This window comes from Bradyrhizobium valentinum, from assembly GCF_001440405.1.
GTDB lineage: Bacteria > Pseudomonadota > Alphaproteobacteria > Rhizobiales > Xanthobacteraceae > Bradyrhizobium > Bradyrhizobium valentinum.
In genome coordinates, this window is the sequence record NZ_LLXX01000112.1 from 1 (window position 1) to 5,263 (window position 5,263).

The 5,263-nt window shown below is 63.7% G+C and carries 4 protein-coding genes; 3 read left to right on the forward strand and 1 reads right to left on the reverse strand.

All coding sequences use genetic code 11. The features are described from left to right. The 3 genes from CP49_RS16820 to CP49_RS16830 form a co-directional block, all read left to right on the forward strand. Nucleotides 1–530 (forward strand): TetR/AcrR family transcriptional regulator (locus CP49_RS16820; RefSeq protein WP_057851330.1); only part of this gene is annotated, 530 nt, incomplete at its 5' end. A 251-nt stretch (nt 531–781) separates the two neighbouring features. Then, nucleotides 782–2,491, forward strand: coding sequence for a sulfatase-like hydrolase/transferase (locus tag CP49_RS16825; protein WP_057851331.1), 1,710 nt, complete (start codon nt 782–784; stop codon nt 2,489–2,491). A 35-nt stretch (nt 2,492–2,526) separates the two neighbouring features. Beyond that, nucleotides 2,527–4,254 (forward strand): sulfatase-like hydrolase/transferase, encoded by a 1,728-nt coding sequence (locus tag CP49_RS16830; protein ID WP_245310726.1) that lies wholly within the window; start codon nt 2,527–2,529, stop codon nt 4,252–4,254. Between the two features lie 127 nt (nt 4,255–4,381). Here the strand turns inward: CP49_RS16830 and CP49_RS16835 are convergent. Then, the coding region (locus tag CP49_RS16835; RefSeq protein ID WP_276326844.1) for a glycine betaine ABC transporter substrate-binding protein at nt 4,382–5,263 on the reverse strand (882 nt) is incomplete at its 5' end.

Genomic DNA, 5,263 nt, shown 5'->3' on the forward strand with positions numbered 1-5,263 from the left:
CGGTCAGTGTCCGCGAGGCCGCCCGGCGCGCCGGCGTGTCGCCGGGGGCGCCGTTCCGGCATTTTCCAAGTCGGGACGCTCTGATCCAGGCAGTGGCGGAGGAGGCGCAGCGCCGGTTCCGCGCCGAGATCGAGGCGGCGCTCGCCGGCGCCGCCCCGGGCGATCCGCTCAGCCGCTTTCGCTACCTCGGGCTCGCTTACCTGCGCTGGGCGATGCGCAATCCGACCCATTTCGAGATCATTTCCAGCCGCCGTCTGTTCGATCACGACAGGGCGGCCGTCATTAGCCGCGACAATGCCGAACTGATCGAGCTGACAGAGCAAACGCTCGCGGAAGCCTTTGCCGCGGGCCAGCTCCGCACCGAGGATCTCAGGCAGGTCCAGATCGCCGGTCGGGCGCTGGTCTACGGCTTTGCCCGGATGAACATCGACGGCCATTTTCCGCGCTGGGGGGTGGCCGCCCCCGAGGCCGAGCGAACCGCGGAGGCAATCCTCGATCTTTTCATCGAGGGGATCGCCAGGAGAAGCTGACTTGCTCCGTCATTCCGGGATGGTCCGCTAGGACCAGGCCCGGAATCTCGAGATGCCGGGTTCGCTTCGCGCCCCGGAATGACAGCCTCAAATTTACTCTGCCGCGTCCGCCCGTGGGCAAATTCATTGCGCGTTCATGACGATTCCACTACGTTTTTGTGACACGACACAGGTTCCGGATGGGTCGTGCGTCTCCTGGTCGTCGCCAGCCAAGGCTTTGTATTGCGCCGGGTCATGTTGCGTTTCCTCCCATGGCGCCCGCGCCAAATCCAGGGCCCTCCGCCGCCACCCTTGCCGCCGGCCTTGCCGCGATCGGTTTCTGGCGTCTTTCGGCCGTTGCTGCACCGCACATAGCAGCGTTGGCGATCCTGCTGCACACCGAAACCGATTTCGGCGGCCGGATCGGCTTCGCGCTGGCGTGGGGCATCCTGAACTTTTTCTTCATCGCGCTGCTGCGGCGCCCGGCGCTGTCCGCCGCGCTGTCGCTGACGCTGGTCGTGCTGCTGGTGCTGCTGTCGCGGCTCAAGCACGACGTTGTGCAGATGACCGCGAACTTCGTCGACCTGATGGTGATCGACCGCGACACTGCAGCGTATTTGTTCACGATCTTTCCTAACCTGCGCTGGAGCGTCGTCGGCGCCGCGCTCGTGATCCTGCCGCTGATGTACGCGCTGTGGTGGCTCGATCCGTTTCGCATCCGCCGCCTGCCGGCGGCTGGCGGCCTGCTGGCCTGTCTCGCCACGCTGGCCGGCTATTCCGTCGCCTGGCCGGATGAAGCCTGGCGCGGCTACTACGACGACGGCTATTTCTCCAAGTTCGCCCGCTCGGGCGTGACGGCAGTTTCCGACTTCGCCAATTACGGCTTCATGGAATCGGAGGCGGCGACCGCCGAGCGGTTGAAGGTGCCGCTGGTCGATTCCTGCCACGTTGCCGGCCGCCGCCCGCACATCATCATGATTCATGACGAGTCGAGCTTCGACATCCGTCAGGCCGCCGGCGTCAAGGTGCCGCCGGGCTATGGCAGTCACTTCAAGTCCTTTGACGGCCGCGAGCGCAAGTTCATGGCCGAGAGCAGCGGCGGCGCAAGCTGGATGGCCGAGTACAATGTGCTGGCCGGCCTGTCGTCGCGATCGTTCGGCCGCTTTTCTTATTTCGTCACCCGCATTGCGGCGGGACGGGTCGAGCGCGGGTTGCCGCTGGCGCTACGCCGCTGCGGCTACAACACCATCTCGCTCTATCCGGCCTACGGCGCCTTCATGGGCGCGCGCGGCTTCCAGACCTCCACCGGCATCCAGCAGTTCTATGACGCGCGCGCCCTCGGCGCGAAGGGCATCGAGCCGGACAGCTTCTTCTACGACAAGGCCGTGAATCTGATCGCCGAGCAGCCGGCCAACACGCCGCTGTTCACTTTCGTCTATCTCGCTGCCAATCATTTCCCCTGGGAAACCAGGTTCCGCCCGGACCTGCTGCCGTCCTGGCGCAAGCCCGGCAACGCGCCGGTGGTCGACGAATATCTGCGCCGCCAGACGATGAGCGCCGGCGACTATGCGGCATTCGTCGCCAGCCTGAAGAAGAAATTCCCGGCGCAACCGTTCCTGATCGTTCGCTACGGCGATCATCAGCCAGAGTTTTCGTCGAACCTCTTGGATCCCGGCCTGGACGAAGTCAAGGTCGCCCGCAAGTTCGACACCTACGACCCGCGCTACTTCACCACTTACTACGCAATGGACGCCATCAATTTCGAGCCGGTGAAGAGTTCCGCCGTTATGGACACGATCGACGCGCCCTATCTGCCGCTGGTGATCCAGGAAGCCGCGGGCATTCCGCTCGATCCCTCGTTCGAGGAGCAGAAGAAGATCATGCTCCGCTGCAAGGGTGTATTCTACGCCTGCAAGGACGGGGCTGAAGCGCGCAGGTTCAACCGGTTGTTGATCGAGGCAGGTTTCATCAAGGGGCTCTGAGGAGCGATATGTCTGCTGCCGTTGCCGAATCCGGAATGAGCGAAACCGCCGTCGCGAAAGCGCGCGGCGTCCGGTTCTTTGCCGCGGCTGGTCTGATCGTTGCCGTCCATCTGGCGGGGCTGGCGGTCCTGCTCACCACCGAATACGGGCCGTTCGCGATCACGCTCTCCGTGCTGGCGTGGGTATTCGTGAACTGCTTCCTGCTGGTCGTGCTGCAGCGGCCCGGCGTCTGTGCCGCGCTGTCGCTGGCCTTGATCGTGATCCTGATCGCGCTGTCGCACTTCAAGTTCGGAATTCTGCAACTAACGCTGACGTTCCTCGACTTCCTGATCATCGACCGCGATACGTTCTCGTTCATGCTCTCGGTGTTCCCGCGCTTGCAGTTGCAGTTGGCCTTGGCGGGCCTCGTTGCGGTTCCGCTGTTGTGGCTGGTCTGGCGTTTCGATCCGTTCCGCGTGCGCCGCCGCTTTGCGTTGACAGGGCTGGCTGCGACGACAGCGTTGATCTCGGCGATGTCGGTAGTCTGGCCCGAGCAGGCCTGGGAGCCGTTCCAGGGCGTCAATCATGTTTCCAGTTTGGCGCGCTCGGGCGTGGTGGCGGTGTCGCGGCTGGCTTCGACGGGATGGATCGAGGTCGATCCGCCGACGAATGGCCCGCTTCGCCTTGCGGGAGCGCACGCTGCCGGCCTGCCCATGCTGCCGCCCGCCGAGACCTGCGACGCCACGGCAAAGCGACCGCACATCATCATGCTGCTCGACGAGTCGAGCTTCGACATCTCGGCCGCGCCTGGCATCAAAGTGCCGCAAGGGTACTCCGATTACTTCAAGTCCATCGACGGCAAGAAACGGACCATGATCGCGGAGGCAACCGGCGGCCCGACGTGGTACACCGAATTCAACGTCCTGACCGGCATGTCCGCGCGGTCGTTCGGCGATCTGAAGTTTTATGTCACAAGGATCACCGCGAACCGTGTTGCGCGCGGGTTACCGCAAGCGCTCAAGCGTTGCGGATACAAGACCTTCTCGCTCTATCCGACCTATGGCAACTTCCTCGGCGCGCGCGCATTCCAGAAGGGCGCTGGCGTCGGCCACTTCATCGACATGGCGGATATGGGCGTCGCCCAGGATATGCAGCCCGACAAGTTCTACTTCGATCAGGCCTTGAAGGTGTTTGCGCGGGAGCAGCCGCAGCACGCGCCGGTCTTCATGTTCGTCTACCTCACGGCCAACCATTTTCCCTGGACCGACGTCTATCGGCCCGATCTGACGCCGCCGGACTGGACGCCACCGGGAAACACGGCGGAAACCGACGAATATATCCGTCGCCAGGTCATGACGCAGAACGACTACCGCGAATTCATTGCTGCCCTTAAGCGCGACTATCCGGATCAGTCGTTTCTGGTGTTGCGTTTCGGCGATCACCAGCCGGCCATCTCGCAAAAGCTGCTTGAGCCCGGCATCGATCAGAAATTGCTGGCGAAACGCTTGATGGCAGCCGATCCGCGCTACTTCTCTACCTACTACGCGATTGACGGCATCAATTATCGGCCGGGCGACCTCTCGTCGGCGCTCGATACGCTCGATGCGGCCTACATCCCCCTCGTGATCCAGGAAGCCGCCGGCGTCCCGCTCGATCCGTCGTTCGAGGAGCAGAAGAAGATCATGCTTCGCTGCAACGGCGTATTCTATGCCTGCCGAAAAGGCGCGGAAGCGAGACGATTTAATCGACTCCTGATCGACGCCGGGATGATCAAGGGACTTTGAATTCCGCACTGTCCCCGTCATTGCGAGCGAAGCGAAGCAATCCATCGCGCCGCAAGCGAAGGCGTGGATTGCTTCGTCGCTGCGCTCCTCGCAATGACGTGGATGGAGCGCGGCAAACACGAGCCTCCTACCTCTTCCCCACCTTCTCCCACAGCCAGTGCGCCACCGCATCCGGCGAGCTCTCCGCGTCATTGCCGGCCGCGCGCAGATTGGCCTCGCGCATCGTGGCGATGTCGATCGTTCCGATTAGCGGCTGAAGGGCCTTGCGTAAGCCATCGTCATTGGCGCGCTTCGGCGCGAGCAGCACGATTGCGTCGTAAGGCGGGATCGCGCGCCTGATGTCGTTCAGCGCCACCAGATCATATTTCGCGATCAGCCCGTCGCTGGTGTAGCCGGCGATGACGTCGACTTCGCCGGAGGCGACCGCAGCATACATGAAGTCCGGCTGCATCTGCCGTTGCCCGCGGAACGACAGGCCGTAGGCCTTGCGCAGCGCGGCCCATTCCGGGCGCGAGAAGAATTCATAGTCGCCGGCGATCGACATGTTCGCCGCGCGCGAGGCGAGGTCGGCGATGGTGCGGATGCCCAATTGCTCGGCGCGTCTGCGCGGCATCACCAGCGCATAGGCGTTCTCGAAGCCGAGTTCGCCCAATAGCGTGATGTTCTGCTTTGCCAGCATCGTCTTCAGCTCGGCCACTAGCTCCTGGCGCGGCTTGATGTCGGTGCGGTGGAACTGGTTGGCCCACAGCGTGCCGGAATAGTCGACATAGACGTCGATATCGTCAGCCGCCAGCGCCTCGAAGATCACGTTGGAGCCGAGGCCTTCGCGCGTCGTCGCCGAGAGGCCGGCCGCCTTCAGTCGCTGTGCCATCAATGCCGACAGCACATATTGTTCGGTAAAGGTCTTGGCGCCGATGATGTAGTTGGTCTGCGACCGCATCATGGCGGGCACCAGCGTGGCCGCGACCAGCGCCGCGATGCCGGCGCCGCCGAGCGCCGCGCGCAGGCG